Origin of the sequence: Galbibacter mesophilus (assembly GCF_023721415.1) — a bacterium.
In the GTDB taxonomy this organism is placed as follows: Bacteria; Bacteroidota; Bacteroidia; order Flavobacteriales; family Flavobacteriaceae; genus Galbibacter; species Galbibacter mesophilus.
The window spans coordinates 426,088-440,062 of the sequence record NZ_JAMQVC010000002.1 but is presented as its reverse complement, the minus strand read 5'-3'; the positions used below and the strand labels follow the sequence as shown (position 1 = coordinate 440,062).

Here is a 13,975-nt window from a genome sequence, read left to right as displayed (position 1 = left end):
AACATGAAATCTAGAAGAAAGTTTTTAGGAAACGTAGCACTCACCACCGCTGCACTTTCCACACTACCACATTGGGCTGCTCCCCTCGAAATCGACATGGCAGGGAAATCTATAAGTAGCCTCGGGTTGATTTTAGACATTGTAAAAAAAGAAATGCTTAATGATGCTGAAAGCACCCTATCTCAAATTAGTAAACTTGGGTATACCAAATTAGAATTTTCAGAATACTATGGATATTCCAAAGCAGAATTCAAGAAATTAATTCAAACCCATGGTTTTCAATCTGTTGCTGGAGGAGGTAGCATGTATGATTTACAAGATAATTTTGATGATAAAATAAATGATGCCGTTTTTTTTGAAAAAGAATATCTAGTTTGCTATTGGCCTTGGATGGATGATGGCTCGAACAAAACTTTGGATGATTTTAAAAAACTAGCCGACACCTTTAATACGCTCGGTAGAAAATGTAAAAAAGAAGGATTGAAGTTGGCTTTTCATGCGCATGACAAAGAATTTTATAAAATAAATGACACCGTACCCTACGATATTTTATTGAAAAATACCGATAAAGATTTAGTAGCCATGGAACTGGATTTGTATTGGATTAAAAAAGGCGGACAAGACCCTTTGAAATACGTCCAAAACTATGGCGACCGATTTTCATTGATACATGTTAAAGATATGGACAACTCTGCCGAGAGAAATATTACCTGTCCGGGCGACGGGATTATAGATTTCAAAAGTATCTTTAATGAATTATCTAAGTACAAAAACGTTCACTATTTAGTCGAACGCGATCGTGCCGTAAATGGAATGCAATGTTTAACAGATAGTGCAGATTATTTATTCGGATTACGTTGGTAAAGCTATTCTATAAACACTTAAAAGCACCCCTATTTACCGTTTTTCCAATTACCTCTGATTAAATTTAATCATTAATTGATTATATACGCTTTGTACATATTACGGTAATTGTCGTATTTTTCAAAGATTTTACTTTTTCAATTTGAACTCATCTTGACTTTTTGTGTTTGACCGAAAATGAAGTGAAATTAGTCTAGATGAGGCACTTTTTGAAAAGCATAGCATCGCTACGGATAAGAAAAGTAACAAAATATAGGCGAATTTCAATCATTTTTTAGGAAATAGAAAAAGTCAAGATGAGTTCTTTTATAACAAAAAAATTATTTAATCCATTTATTTAAGCACTCCATGAAAAAGATTGTATTATTTTTTTATATACTCTTTTTACAATTCGTATTCAGCCAAGAAAAACCCAATTTCCTATTTGTAATTTTGGATGATGCCGGATTGGACATGGGTGCGTATAATAGTACTTACGTAAACACGCCCGCTTTTGATAGGGTTGCAAAAAATGGTATTCTCTTTACAAATGCATACACCCCAAACGCTAAATGCGCCCCATCCCGTGCGTGTATTTTAACAGGGAGAAATCCTTGGCAATTGGATGCAGCTGCCAACCACAACATCTATTTTCCATCAAAATTTAAAACCTATCAGGATATTCTTCAAGAAAATGGATATTCCACGGGATATACAGGAAAAGGCTATGCTCCCGGCATAGCACTGGACGCCGAAGGCAACCAAAGGGAGCTCACTGGAAAACCTTATAATGATAAAAAAACAACCCCTCCTACTCCTGCAATTTCAAAAATTGATTACGCCGGAAATTTCTCTTTGCTTTTAAACGATGTTGATGCTGAAAAACCATGGAGTTTTTGGGTAGGCATGTACGAGCCACACCGCTATTACGAATATGAAAGCGGAAAAAAACTGGGCAGTAAATCTGTTGAGATGATTACTGATTTCCCTCCGTACTGGCGTAAAAATGAAGTTACACAAAACGACCTCTTGGATTACGCTTTTGAAATTGAATATGCAGATAAGCAATTGGCAGAAATAATTGAACTCTTGAAGAAGAATGGTGAATACGAAAACACCGTAATTGTGGTAACCTCAGATCACGGAATGCCATTTCCGAGAGTGAAGGGTAACCTTTATGAAAAAGCCATCCATGTTCCTTTGGCAATCTCTTGGGAGGCGGGTATCACAGACAAAAATAGAAAGGTGAATTCCATGATTAGTTTTATCGATTTGGCACCTACCTTTTTGGAGATGGCGCAGATAAATGAAAAAGAATCAGGGATGCAGCCCATAACAGGAAAAAGCATGTTGCCTCTCCTAAAATCGTCTGATAGCTCCTTAGAATCAAAAAAGGATTGGGTATTGATCGGAAAGGAACGTCATGATACGGGAAGGCCGAACGACGTAGGATATCCCATCCGAGGGATTGTAAAAGATAGCATGCTGTACCTTAAAAACTATGAAATAAACCGCTGGCCCTCTGGCAATCCTGAAACCGGTTATCTAAACACAGACGGAAGCCCGACCAAAACAGAAATCCTACAATTGAGACGCACTTCTGAAAATAGTGAGTTTTGGCAAATTAACTTTGGCAAACGCCCTGAGGAAGAACTATACAATATTAAAAAGGATCCTTTTTGTATGGTTAACTTGGCAAATGAGAAGACATTCCAAAGTACCAAAATCAATCTTCGATCTTTTATGGAGGAAAAGCTTGTGGAACAAAACGATTTAAGAATGAAAAACTACGGTTACATTTACGAGCGTTACCCTCTTTTTTCCGGAAGAAACTTTTATATCGACTACATCAAAGGTAAAAAACCTAAAGCCGGCTGGGTAAACGACAGCGACTTCGAGGAATTCTATGTTAATGACGAAGGAGAAAACCTAAAAAAAGTGTTCCAAAATGAAAACTAGTCCTTTTTATAATCGTGGGAGTTGTTATTTAAAAATTCTACTGTTTGCTTTTATCCTTTCCTCCTGCACTGATAAAAAAGAAAAAACTACACAACATTTCTATGAACACGTGGTGGTGATCGTTGGTGATGACCACGCCCAGGGAGTGGTTGGAGCGTACGGAAATGAAATTATCAGAACACCAAATATTGATGCTTTGGCGGATGATGGTCTCCTATTTAAAAACGCATACGCCAATTCGCCTCTTTGCAGCGCTTCCCGCCAATCCCTGTTAACTGGAAAATATCCGCATGCAACGGGTGTAAATCTTCTTTTTACTCCTTTCAACGATCGTACCAACACCACCATTGCCGAACATCTCAAACAAGGCGGTTTTAAAACGGCTATGTTCGGAAAGCAACACTTTAATACTTGGATATGGGGCGAACTCTATAAAAATGGTATGCCTAAGTTTGGTTTCGATACACTTGTAGATCACCGGGAATACAAGCGATGGCTTTCCTCGGTAAATATGCCTAAAATCCCAGACTCCATTCCCCTCTACGGAAAAGATGACAAAGAACTGCCAAAACACAAAGCCCAATTAAACCCGAAAACCCTTTCACAACCTTATTTTGATAAGTACGCGGAAGGTACTTTCCTGGCCAATTCCGCAACCGATTTCATTAAAAAGAATAAGAATGGTAGAATGTTTCTGTGGGTAGCTTTTCACGAACCTCATGCGCCTTTTGCTTTTCCTATTGAATATAGTAACAAATACAACCCAATCGACATGCCCTTGCCAAAAGGCAGCAACGAAGACGATGCGTGGATCCCTGCCCGTTACAAAGACCTTACGGATGAAGAAAAAAGAGGGATCATAGCATCTTATTATACTTCCACTGAATATATGGACAAGAATGTAGGAATGGTGATAAATGCATTGAAAGCAGAAGGAATTTACGATAAGACTTTAATCATTTATCTCGGTGACCAAGGGTATTTATTGAATGACCACAAACGGTTTGAAAAACACACCATGTGGGAAGAAGCGATAAAAGCCCCTTTAATTATTGCAGGAAAAAAAATGTCAAAAAAAGGGTCGTCAAGAGATGAGTTAGTCGAATTTGTGGACATTGCTCCTTTAATTGCTGAAGCCACAGGTTTGCCTGAACTAGAAACAGCACAAGGGACAAGCTTTCTTCAGAATTTGGAAGGGAATACTTCTGATGAGATACAGGGTGAGGATGATTATGTTTTCGCTGAATTTTTAGAGGACAACAAAGCTATGGTAGCTACCAAGAAGTGGAAGTACATTTTTTCAACAGGCAAGAGGGATTTAGGTCAGGGCTACCAAACTGGGAATGGCGCTTTTGGTATTTATCATAAACTTTACGATTTACAAAATGACCCAACAGAGACCTCCAATTTAGCACACAAAAAGGAGAATGCTCCTTTAGTGGCGAACATGCAGCAAAAAATGTTGCAACACTTTATAAAAACCCATCCTTATGCCAAAGAAGTTCCAGAAACCTTAACCACTGTCGGCAAACTGGTTTGGTTTTGTGAACCGCGTGATGTAGGAGCAGAATACGGTGGGGAGCCCCTTCGTGTTTTTCAGAATAAAAAAGAACCCATTTCCATAAAGTAGATTTAAAAATACAACCAAATAAAAAGATAAAAAACCAATCACCGCCATGAAAATTAGAATACTTGTAAAACTGTTAATAGTTCTTGCTTTTACAACCGTTTATTCTCAAGAGAAAGGAAAATGGATTTCATATCCAACCGCTAATGTTAACACCTACGGAGTTTATCATTTCAGAAAAAATTTCAACATTGAGAAAGTCCCTAGTAAATTGGAAATTCAAGTGTCGGCAGACAACCGTTATAATCTCTTTGTAAATGGGGAAAGAGTTGCCTACGGACCCGCAAAAGGGGATTTAAAAACTTATAAATATGATGTTGTTGACATTGCTCCCTACCTTAAAAACGGGGAAAATTTATTAGCTGCTTTGGTTTACAACGGCGGTGCTGACAAACCCCTGGCATTTTTATCATCGCAAACTGCCTTTTATGTTTATACTGAAGATCAAAATTTTCAAAATATCATAACCGATAATAGTTGGAAGACTTTCAAAAATGAAGCCTATGAGCCCATTTCCTACTACGAGATGATTCATAAAGACAAATGGTTTTATGGATTTTATGCCTGCGGTCCTGGAGATAATGTGACAGCCAGCAAATACCCCTGGGATTGGGAAAAGAACAACTTTAACGACCAAAATTGGCATAATGCACAAGTTTTAGCTTTCTACGGAAACTCTCCATGGAATTTGGTTCCTAGGAATATTCCTTTTATGAAGGGTGAAAATCAGCTTCCGAAGAAAATTAGAAAAACGACTGGCATTCCATTATCGCAAAGTTTTATTTCTGAAAAACAACCTCTGAAAATCCCGGCTCAAACCAAAGCCACTATTTTATTCGATTTTGAAAGGCTTACTATGGGATATCCTGAAATTACATTCAGTAAAGGGGAAAATGCTACTGTGAAAATTAAGTATGCAGAGGCTCTGTATGAAGAGGTAAATCTGAAGGCACATCGGGATTCCGTAAACGGCAAAACCATGTTTGGCGTATGGGACATTTATAAAGCGGACGGGGCTGCGAAAAGAACTTTTAGACCTTTATGGAAACGAACTTTTAGATATGTTCAGTTGGAAATAGAAACCAAAGAACAACCGCTGGAAATTGATTCGTTCATAAATGAGTATTCTGGGTACCCTTACAAAGAGATGGCAACTTTTGAAAGCAACGACCAAACGTTGAACGAAATTTTTGAGATGAGCAACCGCACGCTACAAATGTGCTCTGCCGAAACGTATTACGACACTCCATTCTACGAACAGCTCAGCTATGGCGGTGACAACAGGCCTATTTCAGCAATTTCAACTTACAACACTACAGATGACCGGTTACTTCGAGAGGTTTTAAGACTTTACCCTCAAAGTAAAAACAAAGAAACCCGCTTGTTTAAAAGTGCGTATCCTTCCCGTTTCGATTTCGATATGGGATCTTGGTCGCTGGCATGGATACAAACGCTCGATGATTATTACAAAATGAGAGGCGATAAGGATTTCGTAAAACAGTTTACTGCCGATATTGAAGGTGTTTTAGGGTATTATGAAAGACATTTAAATGAAGAAACAGGCATTCTGGGCTCTGTAGTTAGTCAGAATTTTATCGACTGGAGCATTGGTAAAGGTAGTATCCCACGTAAAAATGAAGCAGGCGAAATAAACAACTCGGTAATGCTCACCTTATATTATGTGCATACTTTGGAGTGTACCGCACATTTATTTAAAGAACTTTCTTTAAATGAAAAAGCCAAAGAGTACCAAAAGCAAGCCAACACCATTAAGAAAAACGTTTACAAAACAGCATGGAACGAGGAAAAGCAACTTTTTAGGGACGAACTCGGTAAGGAAATATATTCACAGCATACCAACATTTTAGCTATTCTTTGCGATGTAATCCCCGAAGAAGAGCAAAAAGCTTTACTACAAAGAGTGTTGAATCATAAAAATTTGACTGAATATGCCAGTTCGTATTTTTCGTTCTTTCTTTTTAAAAGTTTGGAGAAAACTGGTTTGCAACATTTATTTTTAGACCATTTAGACTTTTGGAAAGAGTATATAGACCGAGGCTTCACTACCTGTGGGGAAACAGGTTTTGCATCCCACGACCGCAGCGATTGCCATGCCTGGAGCGCACACCCTAGCTATTATCTTTTAAGTTTAGTGGCAGGGATTAAACCAGCTTCTATCGGATTTAAATCGGTTTCCATTGAACCGCATTTAGGTAATCTAAAAACAGTTTCGGCAGCTATGCCACATCCAAAAGGAAAGATTGAAACCAGTTATAATGTCAAAGGAAAATGGTTGCATGCCTCCATCACACTTCCTATGGGATTAGAAGGGACATTTACTTTTAATGACGAAGAATACAATTTAAAACCTGGAAAAAATAACCTGAAAATAAAACACCAACCGTAAACCAAATTATAAAACAAAAATGTATGAAGACTTTTATAAAACCTTTTTCGCAATACAAAATACTAAAACCGATTTTCATTTTAATAACCCTCTTTTTTTTACAGAATTGCTTTGCTCAAAATGAAGTATTACCGCTCTGGAAGAAAGTTCCCAATCAACGCGCTTCAGAAGAAAAAGAAATTACTGAAAATATAGATATCGTTTTATTGAAAAATGTTCAAAAGCCACAAATAGATGTGTATTTACCTTCACCAAGGCATGCTACGGGAGAAGCGGTTTTAATATTCCCTGGCGGAGGCTATCATGTATTGGCATATGATTGGGAAGGTCAAGATATCGCTAAATGGCTAAATTCAAAAGGCATTGCTGGGATTATCGTTAAATATCGACTGCCCGTTTCCAAATCTATTATTACTCCACACAAAGCTCCATTGCAGGACGCGCAACGTGCAATGCGACTGGTAAAACACAACGCAGAAAAATGGAATATTAATAAAGATAAAATTGGCATAATAGGTTTTTCTGCCGGCGGTCATTTGGCCTCTACACTTTCTACACATTACAACGAATCGGTGTATACACCTACAGACGAAGCAGATTCTTTGAGTGCTAAACCCAGTTTTTCAGCATTAATTTATCCGGTTATATCTTTCAAAGACGATTTTGTACATCAGGGTAGTAAAAATGCTTTGTTAGGAGAGTCTCCTGATGAAAAACTGGTTAACCATTATTCCAATCAACTTCAAGTAGATGGGAATACACCAAGAACTTTTCTGGTACACGCTGCAGATGATAAAGGAGTTCCAGTAGAAAATAGCCTCACTTACTTTAATGCCTTAAAAAAGAATAACGTTCCTACCGAAATGCATATTTATCCAGAAGGCAGTCATGGTTTTGGTTTAGGCCTGCAAAATAAAAACGTTAGCACTTGGACTTCCCTATTTATCAATTGGATGCAAGAAGATTAAATTTTGATATCTCTTCAAATATTCATTTTAAAAGAACTAATAATATGCAGATTATTAAATTAAAGCTAAGTAAATGATAAAATGTTTTACTAAAAAGAGGCTAGAATTATATATATTTAAAAACGGAAGATAATTCTGTAAAACAACACTAACAAACTAACCATATAACTAATTGTTTAAACAAATGTCTTTTAAAAAATTCCTCCTATTATCTATATCATCTTGCGCTTTATTAAATTCTTGTGACTCCAATAAAAAGGAAAATACCCTTTTTACAAAAATTGAAACAAGTCATTCTAGACTTACTTTTGAAAATACCATTACCGAAACCGATTCCCTGAACATCTTAGATTATGAATACATGTACAACGGAGCTGGTGTTGGCGTTGGTGATTTCAACGGGGACGGATTGCAAGATCTCTTTTTTGCCGGAAATATGGTTGATAATAAACTGTACATTAATCAAGGGGATTTAAAATTTAAAGATGAAACGGAATCCGCTGGCGTGAGTTCTAAATTTTGGTGCACGGGTGTTTCTATTGTAGATATCAACAATGATGGTCTGCCGGATATCTATGTTTCCACTGTTCACGATCAGGAGTTTAACGACTCTCCAAACCGTCTTTACGTAAATACCACCAAAGAGAACGGAAAAGTAACTTTTGAAGAAATATCTTCTGAAGTAGGTCTTGCAGATACATCGTATAGTATACAATCCATTTGGCTGGATTACGATAAAGATCAGGATTTAGATCTGTTCATTATAAATAATTCTATGGAGGAATACCCTAAAAATAATCCACTTGGTCAAAAAACAGATGGAAAGGGTAAAAGTACCGATAAACTTTATCAAAATCTGGGCATTCAAGAGAATGGATTGCCCAAGTTTAAGGATGTTTCCCAAGAAGCTGGAATTTTAACGGAAGGATGGAGTTTGGGAGTTGTAGTTACTGATATTAACGACGATTCCTATCCGGACCTTTATGTGGCCAATGATTTCATCTCTAGCGACGTCCTGTATGTAAATAATCAAGATGGAACATTTACCAATAAAATAAAAGACTATTTCAAGCATGTGAGTCATAACAGTATGGGAATTGATGTTTCCGACTTGAATAACGATGCCGCTCCAGACTTTTTAGTAGTGGATATGCTACCAGAAGATAACTTACGGAAAAAAACCATGTTTGAAAGTGTTCCTTTCAGTAGGTTTAACAGATCGTTAGAAATGGGTTACAGTCCGCAATACGTGCGTAATGTACTGCAATTGAGCAATAAAAACCAGCAATATAGTGAAGTAGGTTATTTCTCTGGAGTGGCAGAAACCGATTGGAGCTGGTCGCCCTTGATTGCTGATTTTGATAATGATGGCCTCCGTGATATATACATTACGAACGGATATAAAAAAGATATTACCGATCTCGATTTTGTGGATTTCACAAACCAAGGAAGCACATTTGGAACACCGGAAGCACGCCGAAAAAGAATGCTCGATCAAGTTAAACAAATGAAAGGCGTTAAGAAAAGTAATTTCTTTTTTAAAAACGCCAAAAACGGTCAATTTACTGTTGAAACAGCTGAAGCGGGCTTGAATTATCCCTCATTTTCCAATGGCGGTGTGTATGTAGATCTCGACAACGATGGTGACCTCGATTTGGTAACCAATAATATCGATGATCCTGTTTTATTGTTTGAAAATCACGCCAGCGAAAAAGGCAATTATTTTAGAGTAGAATTACCGCCCAATGTTTTTTCTCTCGGTGCCAAAGTGTGGATATTTACTTCGGAAGGAAATCAGTACGCCGAATTCAATCCACAAAGAGGTTATATGTCCTCCATGGAACCCACCTTACATTTTGGTTTGGGAGATATAGAGATTATTGATTCCCTAAAAATCGTTTGGCCAAATAATGAGCAAGAGCTTTTAACCAACCTTAAGGTTAACCAACGATTGCCATTGGAACCGAAAAAAGGCAAAGGGATAGTTCCAGCGAATAGTATTTCTGATAAAAAAGCCACGAAAACCTATTTCACTGCAAGCAAAGAAAAAGACCTTACGTATAAGCATAAAGAAAACGGATTTGACGATTTTAAAAATTGGCCACTACATTACAGATCCTATAGTAAAAATGGACCTGTTCTTGCTGTTGGTGATGTAAATAACGATGGAAACGAAGATCTATTTGTGGGCGGCACAAAAGGAGTTCAGGGTCGATTTTACCTTCAAAATAGTCAGCAAGAATTTCAAGAACGATTCATAACCGACAGCACCTATGTTCAAGCAGAAGATACCGGCGCGCTTTTTATTGATTTTGATAACGATGGCGATTTGGACTTGTATTGCGTAAGTGGTAGTTCTGAGAATTATTATGATACCAAGCTTTATCAAGACCGAATTTATAAGAACGATGGAAATGGTAATTTCACGCTTACTAAAAATGTTCTACCGACCATTGAAAGCGCTGGTAAGATTGTTGTTCCTTGGGATTATGACCAAGATGATGATTTAGATTTGTTTGTAGGCGGGAGAGTTCTTGCCAATGAATATCCAAAATCCCCCCGTTCTTATTTACTAAAAAATGATGGTGGAAATTTTACGGATGTAACTAAAGAAGTAGCTCCACAACTTCTTACGCCGGGCATGGTTACCGGTGCAAGTGCTGAAGATATTAATAACGATGGAAAAAAAGAGCTAATTCTTGTTGGCGAGTGGATGCCAATTCAGGTATTTAGCTTTAATAAGGGAAAAGTAGCACTGGAAAAATCCGTTAAAGGACTTGAAAAAACAGAAGGATGGTGGACATCCCTAAAATCAGCTGATTTTGATAATGATGGCGATATAGATTTTGTAGTAGGAAACTGGGGATTGAATAATCCTTTTGAAGCTTCCGTAGAAGAACCTATTTCCATCTATGCCAAAGATTACGACAATAACGGCTCCTTAGACCCTATTTTCACCTATTTTATAGATGGTAAAGAATACATTGCGCACCCAAGAGGAACGTTAACAGGGCAACTTCCAGGATTAAAACGCTATTTAAATACTTATAGGGAATACGGGGAAATGCAAGTACATGAGGTTTTCAATAATAATCTCCTTGAAGGAGCTTCCGTTTTTAGGGCCTATCAATTGGCATCGGTTTATATTGAAAATTTAGGAAACAATTCTTTTTCAGTAAAAGAACTTCCCAATAAAGCGCAGTGGGCTCCTATAATGGACATGCATATAACAGACGTTAATGCCGATGGAAAAATGGACATTTTATCCGTAGGGAATTTTTATGGAAACGAGGTTATTACCGGAAGTATTGATGCAGGTAATGGCGATTGCTTGTTATTTTCTTCTGATAACTTTATAACCACACCAATTTCAGAAAGTGGCTTTGATGTTCCCGCCGAGGCCAGAAGTATTGTATCCTTAAAGAAAGGTAAAGATGAAAAGATTTTTATAGGATTACAAAATGATAGTTTACAGGTCTTCCAAAAACAAAACTTTGAAACTATAAAAGAATAATTTAAAAAGCCCTAGAATCCGCTACATCTAGAGTATTCTAGGGCTTTAAAAAAATAGCTCGTTTAAAAAGAGGTTATCTTCATTAGTTGAATACTACAAATAAATTAAAGGATTCTCTCCGCGATTAAGTCCGCGACAATGATAGATTTTATGACCTTTATTACCAGGGTGCTCTTTGTTCAGAATTAAATCGGTACTGAAATAGCGCATGGTATATCCGGTACGACGCTTGGTACTGGTATTTGCTTTTGCACCATGAATAATCCTTGAATCATGCAGTGAATATTGGCCAGGCTGGAGTTCAAACCAAACTACATCTTTGTCATCTACCTCTGTACTTATTTCACTATCGAACGTTGAGGTTTCCGTGCCCACTTCCTTATAATTGGAAAAGCCATTTTTGTGCGTTCCAGGAACAACACCCATACATCCGTTCTCTACGCTAGATTCGTCGATGGCAAGCCAAACTGTAACCACTTTATCAAAACTGTCAAAACGCCCCTCCCAATAAGCGCTGTCTTCATGCCAAGGCGTTCGTTTGCCCGTTAAGGGTTCTTTGGAAATAAAATGGCTGCTCCACAAGCCAATATTCGGACCGATAATTTTTTCGACCACGTCTAATACTTCATCTGCCATTAAAAAGGAAAATAGGAGTTCATCTGAAAAATGAGGTACATCTAAGTCAGCTGCATTTTTATTTCCTTTCTCTCGAAGTGTTTCCTCAAAAATATTCCTTAAATCATTAAACTTCTGTGGGCTAAATAGCTGCTTTTCCGGCAATAGATACCCGTTTTTCCTATAAAATTCCTGTTCTTCTGTTGAAATTATATCCATAACTAAACTTTTAAATTATTTTGTAAGAACTTCATCATTTCAAAATTAATATCCCAGATAGATGCCACTGGTTGATTGGTAAAGGGTAAGGCTTGCAAGTAAGGAACGGGTCCAAATTCACAAGTAATTGGTAATTCCTCCACTCCCCTGCTCTTGCAAGAATCTACAATTTTCTGCCACCATTGTAAATGGACATCTAAAGCTTCTTTGTGTTCTGGAGCAAATGGATGATTTACTTGCGGGGATTCCTGATTCCCAACGCGTGCGTGAATATGATACGTATTTTTTATTGCCCTTGATAAATACTGAGCATGATTTTCCAAAAGAGACTCACTTACCACACACCAATGGGAAAAATCTGCCGTTAGTTTTGTTTCATCAAAACTTTCAAGATAAGGAGTAAGGGCCATCGGACTGTAAGAGAATCGTCCACGATGAATTTCATGGGTTAGCAAGATATCAGTCCCAGAAACCAACTTTTCGGCATCTTTTAGTAATGACAGATTCTCTTCAAAAGAAAAATAATCTTTTCCAGTATGGCAATTTATATGAGTAGGATTTAAAGCCACAATTTGCTCCAGCTGTTCCAAATAATCTTTGCGATAGGCTTCAAAGGTATCTCCTTGCGCCAAAGGATGCTGCGCCAATAGTTTCAGTCTTATTTTTTCAAATAAAGGTTTTATTTCGGTTAAATCCGAAGATAATCCCATGGCATATTCGGCTCCATCGTATCCCTTTTCCTTAATTTTCACAAGCGCTTCCTCCAGCGACATAGCTGGCATTGACCAAATAGGATAATAATATGATATTTTCATTTTAAAAATTTCTATTTATTTATTGGAACGAACAATTATATATTCAATTCCTTTCGATTCAACAACAATGGAAAAAACTGTCCGTCCAGTTTCTCACCTTCTTTAAAGGCCGGTACCCCATTAAGCAAAGGTTCATTGGTTGCGGATTTTGTACCATCCGCAAAAACATTTAGTACAAATGCCCTTCGAGGCTGATCCGACTTATTTTCGTAAGAACCATGTACCATCAATGGGTGGTGAAAAGTTGCATGCCCTTTTTTCATTTCTATAGGCACCGCATTTTCGAAAGCTTTTACCTGTTCTTTATTCAGAACTGAAAACAGCCCTTCCATTTCTCCCGTTAAAACAGGTTTATCCAGCAAACCCCATTGATGACTTTTCGGGATATAATGCAAACAGCCGTTCTCCACCGTGGCATCATCTAAACCTACCCAACAGGTTAAATGCTGCATTTTAACGGTTCGCGTCCAATAAGAATAATCTTGATGCCAAGCTACCACCCCACCATGTTTCGCAGGTTTACAAAATAACTGGTCATGCCAAAAACGTACCGATCTATCACCTAGTAATTGACTAGCCGCCATCACGAAAGCAGGATTCCAGTTTACATCATGAAAACCTTCCGAAATTCGCCAATGTCCCAACGAGTGGAAAATGACCTTTTTGGGATCTGTTGATTCATTGGAAGAAAATTCATAAAACAAATGATGTAATGGGTGTTTGGGATCCATTAATTCCTCCAATTCCTTATTCAACACCTTTATTTGCTCTTCATCCAGTAATTTAACGTTAGATAAATATCCATTTTCATGGAAAAAATTCACCTGATCATCCGTCAATTTATATTGTTCCCACTCCTCGGCTAAGTTCGGCCATTCAAATAAATTACTGAGCAAATGGTGTACTTTCGATAAGTCTTTTGAAGTATTCATTTTATAAAAATTTTGACTAGTCCTTCAAAAGTAAGTAAGAATCTTTCCTTTGTATTCTTTTATATTAACACAAGAG

At 37.5% G+C, this 13,975-nt stretch carries 9 protein-coding genes; 6 read left to right on the top strand and 3 right to left on the bottom strand.

What is annotated here, in order from left to right; all coding sequences use genetic code 11:
* Positions 1-3: 3 nt before the first annotated feature.
* The 6 genes from NDQ75_RS08825 to NDQ75_RS08800 all read left to right on the top strand — a co-directional run bounded on the left by NDQ75_RS08825 (position 4) and on the right by NDQ75_RS08800 (position 11,318).
* A complete protein-coding gene (locus tag NDQ75_RS08825; protein WP_202027109.1) occupies positions 4-864 on the top strand; it encodes a sugar phosphate isomerase/epimerase family protein in 861 nt (286 codons plus the stop codon).
* Positions 865-1,212: 348 nt separating this feature from the next.
* Positions 1,213-2,802, top strand: a complete 1,590-nt coding sequence (locus NDQ75_RS08820; RefSeq protein ID WP_202027108.1) for a sulfatase family protein — start codon at positions 1,213-1,215, stop codon at positions 2,800-2,802.
* On the top strand, positions 2,792-4,432 hold the full coding sequence (locus NDQ75_RS08815) for a sulfatase family protein (protein WP_202027107.1): 1,641 nt from the start codon (positions 2,792-2,794) through the stop codon (positions 4,430-4,432). The genes NDQ75_RS08820 and NDQ75_RS08815 overlap by 11 nt, the downstream gene beginning before the upstream one ends.
* Before the next feature lie 46 nt (positions 4,433-4,478).
* Positions 4,479-6,836 (top strand): family 78 glycoside hydrolase catalytic domain, encoded by a 2,358-nt coding sequence (locus NDQ75_RS08810; RefSeq protein ID WP_202027106.1) that lies wholly within the window; start codon positions 4,479-4,481, stop codon positions 6,834-6,836.
* 23 nt (positions 6,837-6,859) lie between these two features.
* Complete coding sequence (locus NDQ75_RS08805; RefSeq protein WP_202027105.1) at positions 6,860-7,804, top strand: alpha/beta hydrolase; 945 nt, start codon at positions 6,860-6,862, stop codon at positions 7,802-7,804.
* A gap of 184 nt (positions 7,805-7,988) precedes the next feature.
* Complete coding sequence (locus tag NDQ75_RS08800) at positions 7,989-11,318, top strand: VCBS repeat-containing protein (protein WP_202027104.1); 3,330 nt, start codon at positions 7,989-7,991, stop codon at positions 11,316-11,318.
* A gap of 93 nt (positions 11,319-11,411) precedes the next feature.
* On the opposite strand, the gene NDQ75_RS08795 is transcribed toward NDQ75_RS08800, so the two are convergent.
* From NDQ75_RS08795 to NDQ75_RS08785, 3 genes are read right to left on the bottom strand one after another with little or no spacing between them, the layout of a single operon-like run.
* Positions 11,412-12,152, bottom strand: a complete 741-nt coding sequence (locus NDQ75_RS08795) for a phytanoyl-CoA dioxygenase family protein (protein ID WP_202027103.1) — start codon at positions 12,150-12,152, stop codon at positions 11,412-11,414.
* Between the two features lie 2 nt (positions 12,153-12,154).
* Complete coding sequence (locus tag NDQ75_RS08790; protein ID WP_202027102.1) at positions 12,155-12,967, bottom strand: sugar phosphate isomerase/epimerase family protein; 813 nt, start codon at positions 12,965-12,967, stop codon at positions 12,155-12,157.
* Between the two features lie 35 nt (positions 12,968-13,002).
* Entirely contained in the window at positions 13,003-13,899 is an 897-nt protein-coding gene (locus tag NDQ75_RS08785) for a phytanoyl-CoA dioxygenase family protein (RefSeq protein WP_202027101.1), read from the bottom strand.
* Between the last annotated feature and the right edge of the window lie 76 nt (positions 13,900-13,975).